This is a genomic window from Lentzea sp. JNUCC 0626 (genome assembly GCF_043632865.1).
Classification (GTDB): Bacteria; Actinomycetota; Actinomycetes; order Mycobacteriales; family Pseudonocardiaceae; genus Lentzea.
In genome coordinates this window covers 9,936,189-9,958,676 of record NZ_CP171635.1, presented here as the reverse complement: position 1 = coordinate 9,958,676, position 22,488 = coordinate 9,936,189, and the positions used below count along the sequence as shown (strand labels likewise).

Below are 22,488 nucleotides of genomic sequence, written 5' to 3'. Positions count from 1 at the left end.
CTGCTTCACCTCATCGCGTCTCGGGGTCGGTGTGCCACGGCGCGAAGCCGGACGGGCGTTGCTTGGTGCGGAAGAGGAACTCGAACAGCAACCGGGCCGCGATCTGGGCAGTGCTGCCGCTGACGTCGTACCGGGGCGCGCACTCGGTGATGTCCAGTCCCCGCACGGGAAGTTCCCGCAGCACGTCGTAGACGTCGAGCAGGTCGCCGACCTGGATGCCGCCCATCGTCACGTGCCCGGTGCCGGAGGCGGCACTGGTGTCGAGCACGTCGATGTCGAGCGAGACGTAGACGACGTCGCACCGGCTGCCCAGCGCCTCGACCACGCCGGCCAGCGCGGTCGCGGCCCCGTCGCGACGGAGCTGCATGCCCGGCACGACGTGGAAACCCTGCTCCTGCAGGAACTGGAACTGCTCGTGGCGGGTCACGTCACCGACGCCGACGAACGCCATGTCCTCCGGGCGCATGCCCGGCAGTTCGCTGATCCGCCGTGAGTTCGAGCCGTGGTACAGCGCGCCGTGCAGCGTGCTCCAGTTGCCGAAGTCGAAGTGGTGGTCGATGTTGATGAACCCGACCCGCCTGCCGGGGTCCTTCGCGAGTTGCGCGGCGCGGAAGCCCGCGAACGTCGGGAACGTGCAGGAGTGGTCGCCGTTGAGGAACACGACGGACTCGCTGCGGCTCGTCAGCACCTCGGCCTCGGTCGCCACGCTCTGGAACGTGCGCACGGTGTTCGTCGGGTACACGTGCAGGTCGCCCGCGTCGATCACCGCGGGCGCCTGGTACGAGAAGACGGTGCCGGTGCGGGTGTCGAGCATCTCGGTCTCGCCGAGGCTGCGCAACGAGTTCGCGAAGACCACGCTCGCGTTGCGGATCGCCCTGGGGCCTTCGGCGGCGCCCGGCCGTGAGCTCGCGGTGCCGTCGAACGGCACCCCCGCCACGGCCCAGCCGCCGAACTCCGTCAGGTCCTCCAGCGCGACGGCGGAGGTGCCGAACAGCGTGCCCGGCCCCGCCCACCCCGGCAGCGGGTCGTCGTGGAAGTCCGCCGGCGCCGCCTGGTTCTGCAGCTGCGCGAAGTCCGGAATGTGGTTCATCCTGCTCACCCCTTCGATTCGGCGTGCGGGGCCAGGGCGAGCCGGTCGACCTTCGCCCGCACGATCTGGTGCGCGGCGTCGACCTTCTCCATGAAGAGCTCGAAGCTGCGCTCCGGCGACATGTTCTTCGGCTGGAACACCGGCAGGGCGTCCTCGCGCCAGTCCGCGAAGTCCCAGTTGTGGATGCGGTCCTTCAGCTTCTCGAAGTCCGGCACCAGCGGGTAGGGCACGAAGCTGTAGAGGTTGAACAGCCACAGCATGGACCGGTTGTCGTACAACCAGTTCACGGTCTCGCGGTGCGACTCCTCGGTCTCCTCGTCCAGCCCGCCCATGACGTTCAGGACGACGTTCAGGCCCGAGTCGGCGAGCATCCTCACCTTCTCGGTGTAGTCGTCGAGCCCGCGCGAGAGCTTGTTGAGGCGCTTGAGCATCTGCGAGTCGCCCGACTCGAAGCCCAGCTCGACGGTGACGACGCCCAGCTCGTGCATCGCGTCGATCACCCACGGGCGCACCTGCATCACGTGGGTCTGCACGATGAAGCGGTAGCCGGGCCGGTCGCGGAAGATCTCGACCAGGTTCCGCACCGCCTCCTTCGACTGCCCGAAGGTCTTGTCGCCGATGTAGAACAGCTTCGTGTCCGGGAACCGCCGCGCCAGCTCGTCCACCTCGGTGGCGAGCGCGTTCTTCTCGACCATCACCAGCTGCTGGCTCCACGCGTCACCGCAGAACGAGCACTGGTACAGGCAGCCGTGGCTGGCGTTCAGGCGCAGCAACGGGATCTGGCCCCGGTAGCCGTCGAGGTGGCGGTAGTCGGGCGCCCACGTGATCAGCTCGTCGGACTTGCCGCGGCGCACCTTCTTCTCGAGCTCGCCGCCGGTCTCGGCCAGCTGGACCAGCTTGCGCACGAGCACGGCGTCGAGCTGGCCGCGGTGCACCAGGTGCGCGTCGCCCGCCTCGGCGAGCGGTGCCATGTTGCCGCCCAGCACGACGCGGCGGCCCGCCTTCTCGAGCGACCGGGCGACCTCCAGCGTGAGCCGGAAGTTCTGGGCCAGCGGGGACATCAGGACGAGGTCGCCGGGCACCGTCGCGTCGTGGATCCGCTCGAAGCACGTCCTGGCCTCGGCCGGCACCTTGGACAGGTCGCAGAACTGGGACTCCAGGCCGGCGGTGCGCACCAGTGACGTCAGATGCGCCACCCAGAGCGGCATCTCCCAGAGGCCGTCCTGGGGAATGAAGTACTCCGGGAAGGCGGCGCGGAACAGCCGGTCGTAGTCGGCGTAGTACGCGGACAGCTTCTCGTCCGGATCACGCGTAGAAGGAAAAGGAAGTTGAACGATCACAGCGCAAACCACAGGCACTCCCCCAAGATGTGCCGGAAACGAATATTCCAGGTGTCGAAGCGCAGCAGAAATCGGTTCTTCGGATATACCCCCCGTACATCCACACGGCGGCAACCAGAAAGGCGCGGCCCTGCATTCGACGATAACCACGCCCGTTCAGGCGTGTCAACCGAACCCGAAAAGACCAGCCACCGCGAAGATTTTTCGGCTTGTCGGTCCAGGAGGAACGCAGGTGAGCATCCCGGAAACAGTTGGACGCGTGCAACTGCCTCGCGCCTTTGTTCAACTGTTTCCGGACGACCCGGCGACGGCCGGTCCACCACTCCTGGAAGACTCGGGAGCCATGAGGGGCGAGCACACTCCGAAGTGGATCGACAGCAGCCGGTTGCCGGACGACGTCATCGCGACGATCGAGGCCCTGCGCCCCGGCGAGGACCTCTTCGTCGTCCGCGACGGCGTGCCGATCGCGAAGATCGCCGGGGCCGCCAAGCCCTCCTGGGAGCGCACGGCCGACGACTCGGCGGGTTCCTCAGAGGCGTATGACGCCGTCACGGTCGTGGCGACCGCGATGAAGCTGTCGTCGTCGGCGCGCAACATGCTGTCGAGCCAACTCGGCCCCGACTACATCGTGCTCGACCTGCACTCCGCTCCGCGGACCGCCGAAGTGCTGCTGATCCCGCCGCTGAGCCCGCAGCTGATCGCAGGGCTGCGCCAAACGTTCCCGAAGGCGCGAGTGGTCATCGCGGAGGTGGAGGACCGCGAACTCGGGATCGTCTACGAAGGCCCGGTCCGCCGTCTCCTGGACGCCGGCGCGGACGTTTACTTCCCGCCCAGCACGATCCCGAAACTGGCCCAGCAGCTCGACCGCACGGTGACCCATTTCAACCAGCTCGAAGCCGCTTCCGGCGCGGCGGCACCGCTGGTCATCGAATCGGCGAAGAACGACGAAGAATGACGCAAGGCGCTCGTCCACCGAATTCACGTCACTTCACACCGCTCTCGCGCGCGCCTCAGCCGCCTCGACGTCGATGAAGTCGGTGATCGAAGCCCCTTCCGCCGCCAGCGTCGCGGCGATCCACGCACGCGCTTCCGGCGGGGCGACGGTCCACTGCCATTCGAGGGCGCGCACCGCGGTCCTGCGGCGAAGCCGGTCGGTCGGCAGGCCGAGCGCAGGGGACAGCTGGTGGGTGATCTCCGCGAGCATCCGGATCCGGTCGACGTAGTCGTCGCACTCGACGCCGGCCGGCACGCGGCGCGTCGAGGCCGTCGTCCTGATCTCCAGGATCGCCCACTGCAGCAGCACGGAAAGCGCCCAGGGCGCGGTCTTCGCTCTTCTCACGACGGTTCCCCCGGAGTCGGCTGGTGCTCGCGGGCATACTCGCAGAATGGCGGAGGATCTCGCGCTGTCCGGCTACCAGCTCGGTCTGCGCGCCCGGTTTCTGACGGCTCCCGTGGTGGCGGCGCCCGCGCCTTGGCGGCCGGCGGAGCACCACGAGGTCGCTGTCGGCGGGCTGCTCGGGGTCGGGTTCGGCGTGGATCCCGGCAGCGGGCGGGATCTGCTGCTGGTGGCGTCCTCCCAGGGGCTCGGGTTGCTGGACTCCGTCAGCGGGAAGCGGCTCGCGCGGGACCGGGAGCACGAGCAGGGGTGGCCGGACGACGACCTGACGTGTCCCGGGATCGGGGTGCTCGCCGGGGTGCGGGTGCCGGTCGCCGGGCTGGCCGGCGGCGGGCTGCACACCGGGGCCGAGGGGTGGTCGGTGGACGTGGTGAGTCCCGACTGGCCGAACGACCGGGTGCTGCTGTCCAACTCGAGCCCATATCGCGGCGAGCACGGTGAAGGGTGGTGGCACGTCTTCCACTCGCGGCACTCGGAGTTGCGGGCGGCCGGGTTCTCGCCGTCCGGCAGGACGCTGGTGGTGGCCACCAGCAGCGACGTCACGCTGTGGACGAGAGCCTGAACGTCCTGCACGAGCCGTTCTGGTTTCAGAAGGTGGCAGCTCCGTCCCCCGAGCGGCGCCGCCACCTTCTCCCCCTGCCGTGGATCCCCTCATCCACGCGGCAGAGCCTGCCAGGGTGAACCTGAAGCCACGCTGAACGAACCTGAACCGGATTTCAGGACGCGATCATGATCGATGCGGCAGGCTGCCCTCATGCGCGTGCTCGTGGTGGAGGATGACCCCCGTCTCGCCGACCTGCTCACCCGCGGGCTGACGGCCGAGGGGTTCGCGGTCGACGTCGAGCGGAACGGGACCGACGGGTTGTGGCGCGCCCGCGAGCACCCCTACGACGTCATCGTCCTCGACATCATGTTGCCCGGGCTGAACGGCTACCGGGTGTGCAAGGAGCTCAGGGACGCCGGGGTGTGGACGCCGATCCTCATGCTCACGGCCAAGGACGGCGAGTTCGACGAGGCCGAGGGGCTCGACACCGGGGCCGACGACTACCTGACCAAGCCGTTCTCGTACGTGGTGCTGGTCGCGCGGCTGCGGGCGTTGGCGCGCCGGAGCAAGACGGCCCAGCCCGTGCTGCTGCGCGCCGGGGACCTGGTGCTGGATCCGGTGTCCAGGGAGTGTCATCGGGGGACTGCGCGGATCGAGCTCAAGGCCAAGGAGTTCTCCGTGTTGAACTTCCTGTTGCGGCACACCAACGAGGTGGTGACCAAGGCGGAGATCATCGACGGGGTGTGGGACTCGGCGCAGGATCCCGATCCGAACCTCGTCGAGGTCTACATCAGCGCGTTGCGGCGGAAGATCGACGCTCCGTTCGACCGGCGGACGATCACGACGGTGCGGGGCGTCGGGTACAGGTTGGTGGACCGGTGAAGTCCTTGCAGGTCAGGGTGACCGTGCTGGCCACGGTGGTCACGGCGCTGCTGCTCGGCGTGGCCGGGGTGCTGATGGTCGAGTCGCAACGCGAGCAGATCGTGACGCAGACGGCGGACCGGTCGCGGGCGCACTTCGCGTGCGCGGGGCAGAAGTGCGTTCAGCTGTACCAGCAGACGACGGTGGCCATGCCGTCGGCGAACGTGCGGTACGCGAGCACGGAGATCCGGCCGCGGTTGTCGTTGTGGCCCTTCAGCATCGAGGCACCGTACGAGGTGATCGGTGACGGTCCTCCGCTCGACGAGGTGACGGCGCGGTCGATCGCGTCCACCGCGCAACGCGAGTTGAACAACATCTCGTTGATCGCGCTCGGGGTGCTGATGTCGGTCACGGTGCTGGTCGCCGTGACGGTGCTGACGGCGGTCAGCAGGGTGTTGCGGCCCATCGAGGCCATGCGGGCGGAAGTGGCCGAGGTCAACGAGAACAACCTCACCCGGCGCGTGCCGGTGCCCTCGTCGGACAACGAGATCGCCCGGCTGGGGGCCGCGATCAACGGGACGCTCGACCGGATGCACCGGACGGTCGAGGACACCCGGCGGTTCGTCGGGGACGCCTCGCACGAGTTGCGCAGTCCGCTGGCGGCGTTGCGGGCCGAGCTGGAGATCGCCTTGTCGCACCCCGAGCTCGCGGACTGGCCGACGGTGGTCAAGGCGGCGCTGGAGGACGCCGAACGGCTGCAGGAGCTGACGACGGATCTGTTGCTGCTGGCCAGGTTGGACGCCGACGCGCTCGACAAGGTGGACACCGTCGACCTGACCGCGATCGCCCGGCGAGAGGTGTCGCGCCGGGCGATGGTGACGCTCGACGCCGACGAGCACGTGATCGTGCCCGGCCGCAAGGCACAGCTATCGCGGTTGCTGGGCAACCTGCTGGACAACGCCGAACGGCACGCCGGCACTCAGGTCGTCGTGCGGCTCAAGGGCGGGACCTCGGCGACGCTGGAGGTCATCGACGACGGGCCCGGCATCCCGGAGGCGGACCGGGAGCGGGTGTTCGACAGGTTCACGCGGCTCGACGAGGCACGGACGCGCGCGGCGGGTGGTGCGGGACTCGGGCTCGCGATCGCCCGGCGCATCGCCAACAGGCATCAGGGCACGCTCAAGGCCACCGACGCCGAGGGGTTTCGCGGAATCCGTTTCGTGGCAACGATTCCCACCGGCATCTCGCAGCCGAGGAAGGCCTCCGCGACTCCGCAGCGGGTCGGCGACGAGGTCTGGCAGTTCCTCAACGGGTCGATCGTCTCCACTCACGACTTCATCCCCGAACCACGCGCGGTGCCGAAGATCGAACTGGACTGCGGCCGCATCTTCGGCGAGCACCAGCCCGTCATGACCGCCGTGACCACCGTGACCGGCATGGCCAGAGCGGCTACCGGTGGCTGACCTCGTGCACGGCGCCGCGCAGGCCGTCCGGGCCGGGCACGACGCGCAGCTGCGTGAGGCTGTCGACGTGCCAGTCCGCCCGCGGCTCACCGGCGGCGGTCCGGCGCCCCACCCCGATGACGAACATGCCCGCGTTCCGTGCCGCCGCCACCCCGGTCGGCGCGTCCTCGACCACGACGCAGCTCGCCGGGTCCACGTCCAGCGCGGCCGCGGCGGCCAGGTAGCAGTCGGGGGCGGGCTTGCCCAGCGGCACGTCGTCGCTGGTGATCAGCACCCGCGGCACCGGTAGCCCGGCACTGCGCAGCCGGGCCAGCGCGAGGTCGCGGTCGCAGCTCGCGACGACCGCCCAGCGGTGCGTGGGCAGGCACGCCAGCAGTTCCTCGGCACCGGCCAGCGCGCGGACGAACCTCGTCTCGTCGGACTGCTGGCGGCGCAGTTCGGCGTAGTCGGCGGCCGCCAGCGGCATGGGAATGCCCAGGTCCACCATCACCTGACTGCCTGGCCGGCCGTGCACCGCGGGCAGGATCACGGCCGGGTCGAACTGCTCCAGCGCGGCCCAGCGCAACCAGCTCCGCTCGATCACCCGGTCGGTGTCGACGAGCGTGCCGTCGAGGTCGAGGAGCAGCGTTCCGGTGGTGAAAGTCGCGATGCGGGTGTTGCGGATCGCGTCGGTGGACGTGCGCACCATCTCGCTCCCTCCTTGCGGGTGATCGGCGGATCGTGTTTTATTCGGCGGGGTTACAAAATGCTTGAGTCGAGCGTACTGGGAGCGCCCGCCTGATGGAAAGATCCGTTCGGCGTCCGGCCGCGCTGGGACGCCTGCTGGAGCTGCTGCACCTGCACGGGCCGGTGACCCGCGCGGAGGCGACGACCTCGCTCGGTCTGGCGCGGTCCGTGGTCGGGGACGCGGTGAACGACCTGGTGGAGCTGGGCCTGGTCGTGGTCACCAAGCCGGAACCGGCCGAAGCCGCCGGGCGTGGCCGCCCCTCCCCCGTGCTCGCTCCGGCACCGAACGGACCCGTCGTGGTGGCCGCGCACATCCGCGTCGGCTCGGCGCGGTTGCAGGTCGTGCGGCTCGGCCGGGAGCCGGTCGGCGCAGCCGTGACGGTGCCGATCGACCCGGGCCATTCCGCCGAGGAGACGTTGGCGGGTCTTGCCGAACGGGCCGGGGCACTCGCCGCGCAGGCCGATGGACGGTGGGTCGGCCTGGCCGTCGGCACCGGCGGGATGGTGCGCGACGGCGTGGTGCGGTCCGCGCTGCACCTCGGCTGGGCGGCGGCGGAACCTGTTCCGGCACAACAACTTCTGGCCCGGCACCTGCCGCCGGGGGTGGCGGTGTCGGTCTCGCACGAGTGCACGCTGGCCGCGCGGGCGGAACGGCGGTACGGCGCCGGGCGTGGCGCTGGTTCGGTGTTGTTGCTGACGTGCGAACACATCGGCATCGGCGGCGCGCTGCTGCGTGAGGGGTCGCGTGAGGACGGGCAGGCGCTCGAAGCCGGTCATCTCGTAGTGGACGATCGCGGTCCTCAGTGTCCGTGCGGTCAGCGCGGGTGCCTGGAGTTGTTCGCGGACGGGCGAGCGTTGCTGCGTGAGGCAGGCGTCGCGAACACCGGGGATGCCTCGCTGGTGTCCGATGTGCTGGACCGCGCGGCGTTGGGCGAGGCCGGTCCGTTGCGGGCCGCACGACGTGTCGCCGAACGGCTCGGCGTCGGCGCGGCGAGCCTGGTGAACGTTCTCGACCCCGACCTCGTGGTGCTCATCGGGCCGCTCAAAGCGTTGGCCGTGGTGGCGCGGGAGCAGCTGGAGAGCAGGCTCGCGGACTCGCTCGTGGCGCGGGTCGACAACACCCGGCTGACCGCCGGGGAACTGCCGGAACCGGCCCTCGCCGGGGCCGCCGACCTGGCTTTCGAGGCGTTCTTCCGCGCCCCGGCCGTCTGACTTTCTTCGAGAAACCCTTGTGGGGAAAGGTTGTGCGATGAGTTCTCCGGTGCGGCGGGTCGCGGCCGGCGCGGTGGTGTTCGACATGGACGGCGTGCTGATCGACTCGCGGTCGGTGATCGAGTTCGCGTGGCGTGACGCGGCGCGCGAGTACCTCGGCCGCGACCTCACGGAAGACGATGTGCGCGATCACATCCACGGCCGCAACGGCAGTCACACCGTGGCGACGCTGTTCCCCGATTTCGACGCGGCGCGGCAGCGGGAGATCTGGGCGCACGTCGACCGGATCGAGGAAACCGCGCCGTACGAGGCGATTCCGGGGGCGGCCGAGTTCGTGCTGGCGCTGGCCGACGCCGGGGTGACGCTGGCGCTGGTGACGAGCAGCTGGCCGGTGAAGATCGAGCACGCGCTGGAGAGCATCGGGGTGCGGCCGGCGTTGCCGGTGGTCGTTCATCGGGACGAGGTCGCGCAGGGCAAGCCGCATCCGGAGCCGTACCTGACGGCGTGTGCGCGGCTCGGGGTGCGGCCTGCCGACGTCGTGGTGTTCGAGGACTCGGTGAGCGGCGTGCGGTCCGCGGTGGACGCCGGGACGTGGTGCGTCGGCGTCGGGACCGAGGAGTTGACCGGGGTGCTGCTGACCGTGCCGGACTTCACCGGGGTGTCGGTGAAGGTGTCGTCCGGTGTCGCGACGGTGCTGGCGGACGGTGCCGCGGTGGTGGATCTGACCGTTTAGTCCTGGGGAGACGTTGGTCCGTACGGCCCATTTGCGCGTCTAGTGGAACCGGCGCGCGGAACGCTGCGTCATCCTTTGGAACCTGTAGGTCCCGGGGGAAGGTCGCCACCGTGCCTGAACGCGAGTCGGACAACGCCAAGACGCTCGGAGGCGTGCGATGACGAACCCGAATCCCCTGGTCGTCCAGCCCGACGCGGCGCCGACGGGGTTCATGAACGCGGGCACCGGCGACAACGGCTGGATGACCGGCATCTCGATCGCCGAGTCCGCGATGGACACGTACAACGGCATCAAGGACGGCAACTGGATCGAGGGCGGCCTCGGCATGGTCGGCCTGGTGGCGGACGCCGCGTCGATGGCGATCGACCCGTTCGGCACGCTGCTGTCGTCCGCCGCGTCGTTCCTGATGGAACACATGCAGCCGTTGAAGGAAGCGCTGGACTGGCTGGCCGGCAACCCGCCGGTGATCGAGTCGTACTCCGCCACCTGGAACAAGGTGTCCGGGGAGATGGGGAAGATCGCGCAGGACTACCAGTCGGCCGTCCAGCAGGGAACGTCCCAGTGGACCGGTCCGGCCGCCGACGCCTACCGCGCTGCCGCTGCCGCGCAGGGTGACGCGCTCGCCGGTGCCGCTTCGACCGCCGGTTCGGTCGGCACGGTCGTCGGCATCATGGGCATGGTCGTCGCGTTCGTGCGCGAGATGGTGCGCGACCTGATCGCGGACCTCGTCGGCAAGCTGATCACGTGGGTGCTGGAGGCCGTGTTCACGCTCGGCTTCGGCACGCCGGTGATCGTGGCGCAGGCCGTGACCGCGATCTCGAAGTGGGCGACGCGCATCGGTGAGCTGATCGAGAAGCTCATCAAGACCATCAAGAAGGTCTCCCCGATGCTGGGGAAGATCGTCGAGGTCTTCACGAAGATCATGAAGGTCGTGGGCAAGCTGGTCGGCAAGGTGACCGGCCTGGACGTCATCTCGACCAAGTCCATCAAGCCGGGCGGCCTGTTCCACTCGACCAACGCGCCCGACCTGCCGAACGCGGGCGGCACGCACACGAGCGGCGGCGCGCCGACCTCTTCGCCGGACGCCTCACCTTCGTCGCCGTCTCCACCTTCGTCGCCTGGGTCGCCGTCGTCGCCTGGTTCACCGGACGCTTCGCCTTCTTCGCCTTCTTCGCCGGGGTCACCTGGGTCGCCTTCGTCTCCGGCGTCACCCTCGTCGCCGGGCGCGGGAACGCCGAACTCACCCGCGTCGCCGGGTTCACCGAGTTCGCCGTCCTCTCCGGACGCTCCCAGCCCGTCTTCGTCTTCGCCAAACGGACCTTCGTCGAACGGTCCTTCACCGTCGTCGTCTCCAGACGCCCCGAACACCCCGAACTCGCCGAACTCGCCGTCGAGCGGCGCCCCCACGGGCAGCCCGACATCGCCAAGCGCGCACGGCCCGTCGTCCACCCCAGACGCCCCCGCGACTCCCCCGCGCAACACCGGCCAAACCAACCAGGCAGGCGTAACGGCCCCCGAAGCCCCGACGCAACACGCACCGTCCACCCCACGCGACACAACCCCGTCCGGCGCCACCACCCCGCAACAGACTCCGATGGGCGGCCCCGCAGGCGGCCCGGCAGGCACCCCCTCCAGCAACGCCCCGTCAGCGGGCGGCACACGCCCAGGCGCGGGCAGCGGCTGGACGGGCACGCCGGGTTCGCGCGGCGACATGGGCTCCGGCATGCCCTCGCAACGCACTCCGGACACCACCCCGTCGTCGGCCCGCCCGTCCAGCACGCCGAATTTCGGCCCGTCCAGCACGCCGAACGCCCCGAGCGCACCTTCCACACCACACGGCGGACCAAGCGCCCCAAGCGCGCCTTCCGCCCCCAACGCCCCGCATGGCGGCCCCAGCGCGCCCAACGCGCCTTCCACCCCCAACACACCGCACGGCGGCCCGAGCGCCCCCAGCTCGCCTTCCGCGCCCAACGCCCCGAGCGCACCTTCCGCGCCGCACGGCGGTCCGAGCACGCCCAACGCACCGTCCACACCGAACGCACCGCACGGCGGTCCGGGCTCCCCTCACTCCCCCGACGGACCTCATGGCACCACCTCGCCGGCGGGCCGGCCGGACGCGCCGACGCGTCCGCAGTCGACCACCTCGCCGACCCACGCGGACGCCCCGGCGGCACCGCACGCCGGCCCGAACACGCCCACCTCCCCCAACGCTCCCCAGGTCCCGCAGCAGCCCGGCTTCACGCCGAACGGCCCCGGCGGCGCACCGCACGGCGGCCCCGGCTCACACACGCCCAGCGGTCCCGGTGCGCGGCCCGACGGTCCTGGTGCCCGTCCCGACGGACCCGGCTCGCGACCCGACGGTCCTGGTTCGCGGCCGGACGCCTCGCGTCCCCGCACCGACGCCCCCGGCGGACACCCCGGCGGCCCCAGCAGGCCTGATGCGCCGCAGCACCGTCCAGACGGTGCACGTCCGCGCGGCGCCGACGGCCCCATGACGCACCCCGGCTCCCGGACCGACGCACCAGGCCAGCCACACCCCAACTCTCGCCCGGACGTGCCCGGCCCGCGCACCGACGCACCCAACTCGCGGCCTGACGTGCCCGGCCCGCGCACCGACATGCCCGGCTCACGGCCTGACACGCCTGGCCCGCGCACCGACGCTCCTGGCTCGCGGCCTGACGCGCCCGGCTCCCGCCCGGACGGCCCCGGCCAGCCGCACAACCAGCCCAACGGCCAAGGCCCCGGTCATGGCCCCGACGGCCCTGGCCACCGCGACGGCGACGGTCCCGGCCACCACGACTCCGACAGCCCCGACAGCACCCCGAACGACACCCCGAACACCCACGCCGAAGAGCGGCCCTCCCCCGAGCAGGCCCACGAGAGGCACGCCGAGCAGACCCCCGCCGGCGTCTCGCACCACGGTGGCGACCCGGACATGGGCGACCTGCCTCATCGCGTGCCCGAGGACCCGCGGTTCTTCACCGCCGACGTGCACGTCACGCCGGACGGCCGGGCCCGCATCGGTGGGCACGACTACACGCCCGCCGAGTACGCGGACATGTTGCGGCGCAGCGGGTACGACGGCAGCAGGCCCGTGCGGCTCATCGGGTGCGACGCGGGCAGCAACGACTTCGCGCAGCAGCTGTCCCACCACCTCGACGCCCCCGTCGTGGCGCCGAACAAGCCCGCCTGGACCGACAGCAGTGGCCGGGTGTTCACGAGCGACCCCGAGATCGGGCCCGACGGCACGCGCAGCCCCAAGATCCCGCCGAACGGCGAGTGGGAGACGCACCACCCGGACGGCAGCCGGACCAGGGCCAGCGAGGACGGGTACGCGCCCGGCAGCGACCGCGACACCGACGGTGCGGACGCCAGGGACCGCGGCGACGACCCGGACAGCACCAACGACGGCGACACCACCAACAACGACCCCGAGAACCAGCAGCACGACCCGACCGACGACCCCGAGTACACGCCGCCGCCGCAGGACCGGGTCATCTCGCCGGACGATCCGGCGTTCAACGAGCGGTTCGTCGACTTCGACCGGCCCACGCACCAGCCGATCGACCCCAACAACCCCGACGCTCCGCCGCGGCCGCTCAACCGGCACGAGGAGATCGAGGCGCCGCACCGCGACCGCGACACCGTGCCGGACGGCAACACCGAGCCGGACAGGCTCCGGCCGGTCGAGAACCCCGACCCGGTGCCGGTGCCGTTGCGCGACCACCAGCCGCTCGAGCCGTGGACGGAGTACCCGGTCCGCAACGAGAACGGCACGCGCACGACGTTCATCACCGACGGCGACGGCAACGTCAAGTGGGTCGAGGCGACGCCTGGCCGGCAGGACATGAACATCGACGGCAAGGGCAAGTGGTCCGGCTTCAACCCCGACCTCAGCCACCCGTTGCTGCCCGACGCCAAGTACCAGGTGCCGAACTACCACAACAACGAGAAGATGCTGTCCTTCCACACGGACCAGCACGGGCAGACCGACTCGATGACGGGTGACGTCGAGGCGGGCGGCCAGAACAAGAACTACCGCGACGACGACGCCGGCAAGGGTGCCCAGCAGCGCGCCTACCAGGAAGGTGAGGCCGCGTACCCGAGCAACCCGCCGGACCGCGAGCTCACGCCGCAGGAGATCGAGGACTCGCGGGTCAAGTGGGCCGGTGGTCACCTGCTGGCCAACGAGCTCGGCGGCTTCGGCGAGTATCTCAACATGCACGGGCAGATGGCCGCGTCCAACTCCGGCAACGCGCGCGACGGCTGGTTCCACGACCCGTCGTGGCGCTCGAAGGAGAAGGAGCTCGTCGACTTCGCCGGGCAGCCGCACCAGGACGTCCAGAACTACCAGGTGCGGGCCACGCGCGAGGCGGACGGCGTGCCGTCCGAGGTGACCATGCGCTGGCAGGAGGTCACGTACGCGCGGAACGCGGACGGTAGCGTTCAGCTCGGCCCGGACAACAAGCCGGTGGTGGAGAACGTGGTCACCAAGGAACGCGTCTTCCCGAACCGGCCGGAGGTGAACTATGGACCCCAGAACCGCTACAAGGGTCGCTGAGCTCTGCACGCGGCTGGAGGCGGGCGCCCCGGTCGGCTGGAACCGCGTCACCCTGGACGTCTGGGCGAACGTCATGGCGTACGAGCTCGCGTCGTCCGCGAAGGACGGCGAGGGGCGGTTCGCGGGCGAGGTGCGGCTGGCGGAGATCACCGACCAGCTGCAGGAGCTGCGCGAGGAGATGTACGAGGAGGGCCGCGGCACGTGGCTCTCCGCCCGGTTCACGCTGCACCGCGAGGCCGAGCCCGAGGTGACGTTCAACTACGACGAGAACCCGAACTGGTCGCCGGAGCTGCACCCGATGATGTTCGTGCGCGACCTGGAGGCCTTCCCGCGCACCGACGAACACGTGCCGGACTGGCTGCGCGAACTCGTCGAGCGCGCGCTCGAACTCCAGCGCGCACACGAGGCGAGCCTGGCCGATCAGTAGGCTGGCCGGGCACGACCGCGATCTAGGAGGAAGCGACAACCATGGCGAACTGGCCGGCGCTCAGCCCCGTTGAGCAGCAGGAGAAGCTCGCGGAGATCACGCAGGAGATCCTGCCGACCCTGCCGCAGGGGTGGTCGCGCCTGGTGCTGCGCGCCAAGATGATCGGCCCGCACAGCGAGGCCGACACGGGCGTGAAGATGCCGGACGGCACCGTGCGCGGCTGGTCGTTCCCGCCGGAGGTGTGGCGCAAGTTCCAGCAGCTGCGCAAGGGCATGTACTCCGAGGGTCTCGGCTCCTGGATCGAGTTCGAGTACGTTTTGGACCCTCCGGGCAAGTTCTCGATCCGCTACAACCGCGACGAGGCCCCGAAGTTCGACGCGGCCCCGTCCCCGGAGAACTACGCGACGGAACAGAAGTGGTTCCCGCGCGCGGACGAGCAGATGCCCGAGTGGTTCCGCCGGGGCCTCACCCCGGCCTGAACTCTCACAACGCGAGCAGACCGGCTACCTCCGCCGTGCGCAGGTAGCCGGTCGCCGTGTGGAAGTCCCACTGCCCCACCACGACCTCGACGTCCCGCTCCACCCCGTCGAAGTGGTCGCGCAACCCACCGCGCGGAATCGCGACGACGTCGCCGACGTCCGCGACGTTCACCCACCGCTTGACCCGAGGCGGCATCCCTGCGCCCTGCGGCACCAGCCGGGGCGCCACGACCCCGGGCATCGCCAGCGGACTGCCGATCGTCACCAACAGCTCGACGTCGTGTTCCTGGTGCGCCCACAGGGTTTCGTAGGTGACGACGCTGCCCAGCGAGTGCGCGACGATCACCTCGGGCCGATGCCGCTCGATCGCGTCCGCCACCGCCCGCCGCGCACCCAGCCGTCGCGGTGAGTCCGGTGTGGACAGATAGGTGTGCACCTCCCGGCAGAACCTGATCGCGAACAACCGCGCCGCCGCCCCGAACCGCACCGTGATCCACTCCGCCGCCTGCCGCACCCGCCTGGTGCGCGGCCCCTGCGCGATCCGCACCTCGGGCTGCAACAACTCGGCCCACTCGATCAGCAGGTCCTGCGCGCCCTCCTCCAGCCGAAGGGGGTCGTCCTCCGCGCCCATCGCCGTGCCGCGATGGAGCAGGTGCGCGTAATACGCGACCGCGATGTCGTTGCGCCCCAACGCCTCCGCCCACCTGCCGGCCAAGGCGACGGCCGCAGCCTCCTCCGAACCGTTGTCGCGGAAGTACTTGTAGTTGCCGATGCCGTGCACGCCGAGGATCACTCGATGCCTTCCTTCTTGAACGCCAGCAACTCGCCCTCCGCACCGACGATCAGGTACTTGCCTTGCACCGTCTCGATCCTGCTGACCGGCCGGCCGATGACCAGGGTGTCGACCAAGGTCCTGGCCACGAGGTCCCACACGAGCACACGACCGTCTTTGCCACCGGAGAAGGCGAACGGCTTGCCGCCGACACGAGCGCAGTGCACCACCTGGCACGACGGGTGCGACCCAAGCCGTTCTTGCTGGGAGAACGAGGAATTCGAACTCGACGTCGACAGCTCGTCGTCGCCGCACTTGACCTCGATCAACACGTCAGCGAGCACCACGCGGGCGGAGCCGTCGTTCCTCACGAACTGCCGTGCCGACCAGCTGTCGCTCTCAGCGAGAGTGACGTGCTTGATGAGATCCATGGAGAACAGGCTGTATCCACGATCATAGGCAACCAGCACGTGGTCCTCACCGCCGACACGAAGCTGGACGAGGCCGCGTGATTCGTACGTGAACCATTTGCGACTGTCCTTCTCGACGACCTCGCCGTGAACCGTCGTGACCCGCACCAACGGCCCTTCGGCCAGTGAGACCACCAGATCGTCGTTCACCACGTTGAACTCGCTGACGTGGACCGTCGAGTAGTCCGGCCCTTCGCGGTCCGCGTAGTGCCGGAAGTACGTCGACAACGTCCAGCCCGTCGTGCTTCCGGAGCGGAAGGCCTTTCCCTCGCTGTCGATGATGACAGCTCGTGACCTTGCCGCAGAACTCAGCCGGGTGACAGGAGAGTTGGCCAAGCCGGCGGATTCTTCAGTGGTTCCGTCGGCGTAGATGAAGACCACCGAGCCGTCACCAGTGCCTGCCACCAGTTCACCGCTCGGCAGGAAGGAGAGCGCTGTGACAACGCGGCCCTGCAAGGAATTCACGGCGTGGCGGGTGCCGGCGCGGCGATCGAGAACGCTGATGGACCCGTCCGACAAGCCCATCGCGAGTTTCACGCCGTCATGACTCAGTGCGAACGCGGTGTCCTGGGCGTCAACCGGGTGCGACTCGTGTTCTTCCGATTCGACGTCGACCACCCGCAGGGCCCAGGCACTCTCGTCCAGCCAGGCCACCACGGCACCGGCCGATCCGTCGGCCAGAAACCAGTGCTTCACATAACTCCGGGGAAGCGCGATCAACCTCTCCACGTGCCCGTCGACGGAGAACCTGAAGACACGGCCGTCATCGGTCACGCCGAGGAGCCCTGACTCGGTCACCACCGCAGCACGCACAGCAGTCGTGGTCTCGGCGAACCTGTGCGACCTCCTGACCCCGTCGAGCTCGAACCAGGTCACCACGTCCCCGATGACCGCTGCGAACCGGCCGTCAGCGGACAGCGCGACCGCGTCTCCGCGGCGACAACGCAGGATGGCGAAAGGCGCCGCATGGGGTATCTCGCCCACCGGCCATCGCCACACGGCGAACGCGTCGCCGACCAAGCCCGCGACGACGGTTCCGTCCTGCGAGATCGCGACGGACCTGAACGGGGGCACCGCTTCGGGGACCACGGGTGACTTGGAGCCCAACGACCACCGCGGTTGCCACATCAGCGGCGCCTCGCCCGTCATGTTCGCGGCGCGCCTGGCGAGCTCGGTCCGGCCTTCCCGCACCGCCGCGAGGGCCAGTTCGGCCGGGGTGCGGATGCCCGCGAACAGGCGGGCGTTGGCGGCGACGGCCGCGGCGGCGTGCGAGTCGTCCGTGGCGGCGGTCAGGGCCAAGGACGAGTCCGGGTGCAGGAGGAGGCCGGGGTCGGACTCGATCTCGTCCAGGCGGCCGGCTTCGGCCGCGTGGGCCGCGATGTGGCGGAAGAGGTAGGGCTCGGCGGCGTTCCAGTCGCGCTGGTCGGGTGGGCCCAGCGACGTCAGGAGGGCGTCGAGGATCTTGCTGTGCACCTCGGGGTCGTCTTCGACGAGGGTGTCGGCGAGACCCTGGTGGAAGAGGCGGTAGACGTTGCTGCGGTCCGTGTCCATCTGCTGGCGCAGGTAGAAGCGGGCGACGGTCAGGGCCGCGCGGACCTGGGCCGTGGTGGCGGTGGTGCCGGCGAAGATCGGCACGATCCTGGTGAGGACGGAGACCGGCATGCCCGCGCCCCGGGAGTGGGCGAGCGCGGTCAGGACCGGGCGCAGCAGGACGTGGTCGCGTTCGAGTTCGAGGTCCAGTCCGAGGACACCGCCGAGGTCGGAAGGGACCTTCTCGCCCAGGTCCGCCGCCACCACGGGGTCGGTGATCACCTGCTCGGCGTTGGCCGCGAGGAAGTGCCTCGTGTACAGGCCCGCCACCAGGAACGGACCCCACCTGCGTCCGCCGCCGGGGTCGGACGTGGCCAGCGTCGAGGCGACCGACTGCGCGAACGCGCCGGTCACGGCGCCCTTGCTGCGGTACTCCACGGTGGTGCGCAGCAGACCCAGGACGTACTGGTGCAGGTCGTCCTCGAGCACGTGCTGGTCGACGTCGTCGAGGTCGAGCAGCCAGCCGCGGTCGAACAGGGGCCCGAAGTCGGGGTAGTGGCGCACGCCGACCAGCAGGCGCACCGGGGTGCCGGGGGCGCCTGGATCGGTGAGGGGCAACAGGAAGTCGTTCATCAACGTGGCCGGGTCGTCGGCCTCGTCGAGGGCGTCGACGACCAGCACCGGCGGGATGGACCGCGTGCGCAGGGCGGTGATCAGGTCCGTCGTGGTCAGGTTCTCCGGCAGGTCGAGCTGACGCGCCACCGAACTCACGACCGTCGTGACGCCGCGTTGGCGGGCGTGCACGGCGGCGAGGCGGTCGAGTGGCAGCGGCGCCTGGACGATCCGGTTCCAGACGGGTCTCGTCACCTCGCGCAGGTCCGGACTGGCCGCGCACACCAGCACGCCGAGCAACGCCGACTTGCCCGCGCCCGGACTTCCCGTCACCACGCACAACGGCGGTTCGGTGCCGTGGCCGTTGAGCCACGGCGACACCCGGCGGAGTTCCTTGTCCCTGCCGGTGAAACAGCCGACGAGGCCGGTGTTGGCGTCGGTCAGCCGCCCGAGACCTGTTGCGCGCTCCAGGAAGTGCCGCGCGTCGAGGCCCTCGTCCAGGTCGTCGAGGAACGGCAGCTTGACCGGGTCGACCGCCGCCCGCAGCCGCAACCGGTCCGCGGGATCGTGGCCGGGGTTGGGGAAGAACGGCGGCTCGACGTCCGAGCTGATGTCGACCGGCGTCGCCGTCACCCGCTGCGGATAGGCGTCGACCGCCAGCGCGAGCCGGTTGACCTCGCGCCGGATCGCGCGGGCGACGGTCGTGAGCGGCACGTGCGGCATGCTCGGGTCGATGTCGAGTTCGCCCTCCCGCAACGCCTTCAGCACGGCCACGACGGCCTCGGTGAACCGGCCGTCGTAGGCGGACTCGTGCTCGCTGCACGCGGCGATCACCCAGCCGCGCACCGACTCGACCTTCACCTGCCACGGCAACCGGGCCGCCGCGCCCGCCCCGCAGAGGTCGAGCAGGAACAACGTCGTCGGCCGCTCCTGCGACTGCTGCATGGTCAGCCAGTGCGCAACGCTCGCATCGCCGGACTTCCTGCCGTCACTGCCCAACGCGAACACGGTGGCGTCTTCGAAGCCCTCGCCGTGCGTCACGAGATGCACGACGGTGAGGTCCTCGGGCTTGCCGGATTCGAGGGCTTTCGTGACGTGGCCGCCGAGTTCTTCGCCGGACATGCGTTCGTCGACGTGCCACTCGGCGTCGTAGCCGAGGTCGACGAAGACCTGGCTGAGGTCGTGGGCGCGGTGCGGCGCGAACTTCAGCTGGACGTCGTGGTCGAAGTCGCGCACGCCGATGGACAGGGCGCGCCGGACCGGTCGTCCTGCCGTGCGGCCGGGCTGGGTGAACGTGCCCGACACGGGCGCGGTCTCGGCCTCCTGCACCGGCGGAGCAGCCGCGATGGCGGTCTGGGACGTCGGGTGAAGCAATTCCGCGACCAGGCGCTCCGCGAGAGCTCGGCGCGGCAGATCGACCAGTTCGCGACCGAGAACGACTGTGAACCGCTTGACAGTTCCACGCCGCACCGGAGGCTGCTCGCTCAGAAAGGCGATCTCCGGCGCGTCCGAGACCTCGTCGGGGCTACGGTCCTCGTAGGTCGAGAACGACCAGCGACGCCAGATTCCGAGCGACTTCAGGTGGCCGTCGGCCGACTCGCGCAGCCCCCACAGGATCGCGAGACGTTCGTCGAAGGGACACCCCACCACGTTCAGCCCTTGGTACGGGTTGTCGAGCAGCACCGTCAGCAGGTCGACCAGCTCACGTTCGACGTTCCACACCCTGGCGAACCTCGGCACCACCCCCGATTCCCGCGCGAGTAGATCGCCGGTGAGCGGTGCCGAGAAGTTGACGTCATCGCCGTTGGAGCACCACCCCGGCCAGCGAGGCACCTCGAGCGACAGGTAGGAGTTGAGCGTCTTGACGCTGCCGACCAGCACGTGCGCGACGTTGGGCGAACCGCCGCCACCGGCCCTCCGCACGACCGCTGCTGTCCCGTCGTCGAAAGTGAGATACGACAACGCACTCGCCTTGACCCGCCACTTCGTCGATGAACCGAACTCGAGGTGGGGAAGCAGTTTCGCTTCCCACTCGATTTCCGGCTGCCGCTCGGTGAACGAGCTCCGCAGGCGCGCGTAACCATCCGCCCTCGGCCCGTCGAAGAACAACTGGTGGACGACCCCGTCCGGCCACTCCTCCGCCACCTCGGTGCTCCTCCCCCGTTCGGTCCTCCGTTATACCTACCCCTCACCCCTCCTGAGGCCGGAACGGCCGGGTGACCGGTTCGAACTGCACGGTCCGCGGGTCCGCAGGTCTGCCGGACGAGCCGAAGAACTCGGTGAGTTCGCGGTCGCTCTGCCGCCGCGCCTCCGCAGCCCACCGCCGGATCGCCTGCTCCGCGATCAACGCCTGCTCGCCGACCAGCAGCCGGTTGGCGGCGAGGCCCGCCTCGTACTGGCGCTGGGCCTGGTCTTCCTCGACCTGGGCCTGGAGTTCGAGGTAGTGGTCGGCGACGCCGCGTTCGCGCGCGGCGTTGCGGGCCGCGGTGCGTTCGGCGTCGGTTTCCATGCGCGCGATCAACTGGTCGTAGGTGGTGGGCGGGCCGCCCAGCTGGAGGAGTTTGGCCAGCACCGGCAGCACTTCCAGCGACAGGAAGAGCAGGAACAGCACGAACTGGGCCAGGCCGAGGCGGGGACGCTTGTCCGCCAACGAGTTCAGCGCCTCGATGCGGGACAGCAGGCCGTCGTCCTCGGCCAGGCGGGAGGAGAACGACGTCCTGTCGCTTTCGCGGGCGGCCCGGCGTTGTTCGACGTCGGCGCGGAGGCGTTCGGCTTCGCTGCGGGCCGAGGCTGAAGCAGAGGCGGATCCTTCGCGGGCCTTGGTCTGGGCCAGGTCCAGTTTGGACTTGGCCGAGTCGTAGTCGGCGAGCGCGATGTCCCTGGTGCGCTGGCGTTCCTGGGCCGCTTCGGCGATGCCCGGGATGCCGGTGCCGCAGCTGCCGTCGACCTCGCAGGTGGCCAGGCGCTGGGCGGTCTCGTAGGTCTCGCGAGCGCGTTTCACCTCGGCTTCGGCCGCGATCACGCCGGGGTCGGCGGCCACGGTGGCGTCGCTGCTGCGGTCGGCCACGGCCTGGGTTTCGGCCAGTTTCTTCTCCAGGGCGGCGATCTCCTGGTAGCGGGGGTTGGCGTCCAGTTCGGCGGAGTACCGGGAGTCCCGCTCGTTCTGCAGGGCCTCCAACTCGGTGTCGATCTCCGGTTGGAAGATGCGCAGCACCAGCGGCGTCGAGATCACGGTGCCCAGCAGGATCGCCAGCGCCACACGTGGCAGGGCGCCGACGATGTTGCGCAACCAGCCCGCGCGACGGGTCATGCCGATGATCAGCAGGCGGTCCAGGTTCAGGATCACGACGCCCCACAGGACGCCGGCGATCACGGCGGCCCACCACGGCAGGCGCACGGCCATCCGCAGGGCGAACGCGGCCGAGACGGCGGCGACCGCGGCGGTGGTGAGCAGCACGCCGCCGGTGGCCGTGTACCTCAGCCGGTCGGTCGGGGTCTGCTCGAGGACGTCGTACCGGCCGCCCGCGAGGGTCACGAGCCACTTGCGCAAGATCACTGATGAGCTCCTCGGAACAGCTTGGTTCCCCAGTCCCGCACGCCTTTCCACCACGGCACGGGACCCAGCCAGCGAACGTGTCCCGCCCACTGCGCGCGCCGGGGGCCGCGGCCGGGCAGCACCGACGTCAACCCCGTCGGCGGGCTCGCCCAGGCCGGGCGCGGCGGAGCGGGGACGGGCGGGAGTGGTGCCAGGTCGAGCACTGTCCGTCCTCTTGCGACGATCGCGGGCGCCGGGCAGGGACGTCCGAACGTCGGCACGGGGGCGCCGGTGAAGTCGGGCATCGGCACGGGCGCGAACCCGGCGGGCTCGAACACCGCGACCTCGCGGACCAGTGAGGAAGGCGGGCCCTCGCCGTGCGCGGTGGCACTGACAATGCCGGAAGACGTGACCGTGAACCGAAACTCCCGCGTGTCGGGAGCATCGAACTCGTACGCCATTCCATCCGGCAAAGAAAGCACGACGTGGGTCGCATTGAGCGTGTTCCAGGTGGCCGTCACGGATTCACCGGCGAGCAACGCCACCCGGTCGAGGTGGAATTCGGTGAACACGGCAGACATCGTCACTCCGGGCGCGAGAACGCGGGAAATCCTTGGTGCGCCGACGGGTTGCCGGTGGCGCAACCACCATGTCGAACCGAGCGGGCCGATCGTTACGTCGCTAACGAACCCACTCCCGAACACGATCGGTGCGGTAGCGAGAATTGCGCGGAGGGC

At 70.2% G+C, this 22,488-nt stretch carries 17 protein-coding genes; 9 read left to right on the top strand and 8 right to left on the bottom strand.

The features are described 5' to 3' along the window. Positions 1-10 precede the first annotated feature (10 nt). Together JNUCC0626_RS46865 and JNUCC0626_RS46860 are read right to left on the bottom strand one after the other, a co-directional pair. Complete coding sequence (locus JNUCC0626_RS46865; protein ID WP_394617059.1) at positions 11-1,090, bottom strand: arginase family protein; 1,080 nt, start codon at positions 1,088-1,090, stop codon at positions 11-13. A gap of 5 nt (positions 1,091-1,095) precedes the next feature. Further along, the gene (locus tag JNUCC0626_RS46860) at positions 1,096-2,430 is read right to left on the bottom strand and encodes a B12-binding domain-containing radical SAM protein (protein WP_394617058.1); all 1,335 of its coding nucleotides are present in this window, start codon (positions 2,428-2,430) and stop codon (positions 1,096-1,098) included. A 343-nt stretch (positions 2,431-2,773) separates the two neighbouring features. Here JNUCC0626_RS46860 and JNUCC0626_RS46855 point away from each other — a divergent pair, with 343 nt between their 5' ends. Then, the gene (locus JNUCC0626_RS46855) at positions 2,774-3,385 is read left to right on the top strand and encodes a hypothetical protein (RefSeq protein WP_394617057.1); all 612 of its coding nucleotides are present in this window, start codon (positions 2,774-2,776) and stop codon (positions 3,383-3,385) included. Between the two features lie 33 nt (positions 3,386-3,418). Here the strand turns inward: JNUCC0626_RS46855 and JNUCC0626_RS46850 are convergent, their stop codons facing one another. Then, complete coding sequence (locus tag JNUCC0626_RS46850) at positions 3,419-3,769, bottom strand: hypothetical protein (protein ID WP_394617056.1); 351 nt, start codon at positions 3,767-3,769, stop codon at positions 3,419-3,421. Positions 3,770-3,815: 46 nt separating this feature from the next. On the opposite strand from JNUCC0626_RS46850, the gene JNUCC0626_RS46845 reads away from it, so the two are divergent. From JNUCC0626_RS46845 to JNUCC0626_RS46835, 3 genes are all read left to right on the top strand, one after another. Next, on the top strand, positions 3,816-4,388 hold the full coding sequence (locus JNUCC0626_RS46845; protein WP_394617055.1) for a hypothetical protein: 573 nt from the start codon (positions 3,816-3,818) through the stop codon (positions 4,386-4,388). A gap of 192 nt (positions 4,389-4,580) precedes the next feature. Further along, entirely contained in the window at positions 4,581-5,252 is a 672-nt protein-coding gene (locus tag JNUCC0626_RS46840; protein ID WP_394617054.1) for a response regulator transcription factor, read from the top strand. After that, positions 5,249-6,694 (top strand): sensor histidine kinase, encoded by a 1,446-nt coding sequence (locus JNUCC0626_RS46835; RefSeq protein WP_394617053.1) that lies wholly within the window; start codon positions 5,249-5,251, stop codon positions 6,692-6,694. Before JNUCC0626_RS46840 ends, JNUCC0626_RS46835 begins: the two co-directional genes overlap by 4 nt. Here the strand turns inward: JNUCC0626_RS46835 and JNUCC0626_RS46830 are convergent. Further along, a complete protein-coding gene (locus tag JNUCC0626_RS46830; RefSeq protein WP_394617052.1) occupies positions 6,681-7,382 on the bottom strand; it encodes an HAD-IA family hydrolase in 702 nt (233 codons plus the stop codon). The genes JNUCC0626_RS46835 and JNUCC0626_RS46830 overlap by 14 nt on opposite strands. A gap of 92 nt (positions 7,383-7,474) precedes the next feature. On the opposite strand from JNUCC0626_RS46830, the gene JNUCC0626_RS46825 reads away from it, so the two are divergent. From JNUCC0626_RS46825 to JNUCC0626_RS46805, 5 genes are all read left to right on the top strand, one after another. After that, positions 7,475-8,632, top strand: coding sequence for an ROK family protein (locus JNUCC0626_RS46825; protein WP_394617051.1), 1,158 nt, complete (start codon positions 7,475-7,477; stop codon positions 8,630-8,632). Positions 8,633-8,669: 37 nt separating this feature from the next. Next, positions 8,670-9,365 carry an HAD family hydrolase gene (locus JNUCC0626_RS46820; RefSeq protein WP_394617050.1) on the top strand — a complete coding sequence of 232 codons (696 nt, stop codon included), beginning with the start codon at positions 8,670-8,672 and terminating at the stop codon, positions 9,363-9,365. Between the two features lie 157 nt (positions 9,366-9,522). Next, positions 9,523-13,926 (top strand): hypothetical protein, encoded by a 4,404-nt coding sequence (locus JNUCC0626_RS46815; RefSeq protein ID WP_394617049.1) that lies wholly within the window; start codon positions 9,523-9,525, stop codon positions 13,924-13,926. Continuing rightward, on the top strand, positions 13,895-14,353 hold the full coding sequence (locus JNUCC0626_RS46810) for a hypothetical protein (protein WP_394617048.1): 459 nt from the start codon (positions 13,895-13,897) through the stop codon (positions 14,351-14,353). The genes JNUCC0626_RS46815 and JNUCC0626_RS46810 overlap by 32 nt, the downstream gene beginning before the upstream one ends. 41 nt (positions 14,354-14,394) lie before the next feature. Further along, positions 14,395-14,832 carry a hypothetical protein gene (locus JNUCC0626_RS46805; RefSeq protein ID WP_394617047.1) on the top strand — a complete coding sequence of 146 codons (438 nt, stop codon included), beginning with the start codon at positions 14,395-14,397 and terminating at the stop codon, positions 14,830-14,832. Positions 14,833-14,836: 4 nt separating this feature from the next. On the opposite strand, the gene JNUCC0626_RS46800 is transcribed toward JNUCC0626_RS46805, so the two are convergent. The 4 genes from JNUCC0626_RS46800 to JNUCC0626_RS46785 are packed head-to-tail and all read right to left on the bottom strand — an operon-like array spanning position 14,837 to position 22,323. Next, positions 14,837-15,625 carry a hypothetical protein gene (locus tag JNUCC0626_RS46800; protein WP_394617046.1) on the bottom strand — a complete coding sequence of 263 codons (789 nt, stop codon included), beginning with the start codon at positions 15,623-15,625 and terminating at the stop codon, positions 14,837-14,839. After that, positions 15,622-20,361 carry a hypothetical protein gene (locus JNUCC0626_RS46795; protein ID WP_394617045.1) on the bottom strand — a complete coding sequence of 1,580 codons (4,740 nt, stop codon included), beginning with the start codon at positions 20,359-20,361 and terminating at the stop codon, positions 15,622-15,624. The genes JNUCC0626_RS46800 and JNUCC0626_RS46795 overlap by 4 nt, the downstream gene beginning before the upstream one ends. 43 nt (positions 20,362-20,404) lie before the next feature. Beyond that, entirely contained in the window at positions 20,405-21,772 is a 1,368-nt protein-coding gene (locus tag JNUCC0626_RS46790) for a DUF4407 domain-containing protein (RefSeq protein WP_394617044.1), read from the bottom strand. Continuing rightward, the gene (locus tag JNUCC0626_RS46785) at positions 21,769-22,323 is read right to left on the bottom strand and encodes a hypothetical protein (RefSeq protein ID WP_394617043.1); all 555 of its coding nucleotides are present in this window, start codon (positions 22,321-22,323) and stop codon (positions 21,769-21,771) included. The genes JNUCC0626_RS46790 and JNUCC0626_RS46785 overlap by 4 nt, the downstream gene beginning before the upstream one ends. Positions 22,324-22,488: the final 165 nt, after the last annotated feature.